The sequence below is a fragment of the Mesorhizobium sp. CNPSo 4688 genome (genome assembly GCF_057784295.1).
On sequence record NZ_JBWLUY010000079.1, the window covers coordinates 1 to 1,298 of the forward strand.

1 protein-coding gene is annotated in these 1,298 nt (G+C 65.1%); it reads left to right on the forward strand.

Going from position 1 to position 1,298, the window contains the following annotated elements; all coding sequences use genetic code 11:
• Positions 1–4: 4 nt before the first annotated feature.
• Entirely contained in the window at positions 5–1,282 is a 1,278-nt protein-coding gene (gene hemA / locus AC04SH_RS34830; protein WP_488578080.1) for a 5-aminolevulinate synthase, read from the forward strand.
• Positions 1,283–1,298: the final 16 nt, after the last annotated feature.

The window sequence follows — 1,298 nt, forward strand, 5'->3', positions numbered from 1 at the left end:
CGACATGAACTATCAGCGGTTCTTCGAGGAAGCGATCGACCAGCTCCATGCCGAGCGGCGCTACCGCGTCTTCGCCGATCTCGAGCGCATCGTCGGCAAGTTTCCGCGCGCCATCTGGCGTTCTAATGGCCGCGCCGAGGAAATCACCGTCTGGTGTTCCAACGACTATCTCGGCATGGGCCAGAACCCCGATGTCATCGCCGCGTTCCAGAACGCGGCCGGCAAGATGGGCTCGGGCGCCGGCGGCACCCGCAACATTTCCGGCACCAGCAACCCGCTGGTCGAGCTCGAAGTGGAACTGGCCGACCTGCATGACAAGGAAGCGGCCCTGGTCTTCACCTCCGGCTTCGTCTCCAACGAAGCCTCAATCTCGACCATTGCACGCTTGTTGCCCAACTGCCTGATCATCTCGGACGAGCTGAACCACGCCTCGATGATCGAGGGCGTGCGGCGCTCGGGCGCCGAAAAGAAGATTTTCCGCCACAATGACGTCGCGCATCTCGAAAGCCTTTTGCAAGCGGCGGGTCGCGAACGCGCCAAGCTGATCGTCTTCGAGAGCGTCTATTCGATGGACGGCGACATTGCGCCGATCAAGCAGATCGTCGAACTGGCCGAACGCTACAACGCCATGACCTATGTCGACGAGGTCCACGCCGTCGGCATGTACGGACCGCGCGGCGGCGGCATCACCGAGCGCGAGGGGCTGGCCGACCGCATCGACATCATCGAGGGCACGCTGGCCAAGGCGTTCGGCACGCTGGGCGGCTATATCGCCGGCAACAGCGCCATCATCGATGCGGTGCGCTCCTACGCGCCAGGCTTCATCTTCACCACGGCGCTGCCGCCGGCGATCGCCGCTGCCGCAACCACCTCCATCCGCCACCTGAAGCGCTCACAGGCCGAGCGCGATGCACAGCAGCGCCAGGCGACGCGGACCAAGGAGGTCCTGTCTGCCGCCGGCCTGCCGGTGATGGAATCGCCCACCCATATCGTGCCGGTGCTGGTCGGTGACCCCGAACTCTGCAAGATGGCCAGCGACCGCCTGCTCGGCGTGCACGGCATCTACATCCAGCCGATCAACTATCCGACCGTGCCGCGCGGCACCGAGCGGCTGCGCATCACACCGACGCCATTCCATTCCGATGCGCTGATTGCAGGACTGCAGGATGCGCTGGTCGAGACCTGGGATGCGCTCGGCATTCCCTACGGCTCCGCCGGACGGCCCGCTGTCGCCAAGAGCGACCGGATTGTTCCGCTGTTGGTGCCGAAGTCGGGCGGCTGAAGCCGCCGCCTGCTCA

Bases quoted from the DNA above. Each gene is read 5' to 3' on its own strand.
- hemA (WP_488578080.1), top strand. From the start codon at position 5: ATGAACTATCAGCGGTTCTTCGAGGAAGCGATCGACCAGCTCCATGCC.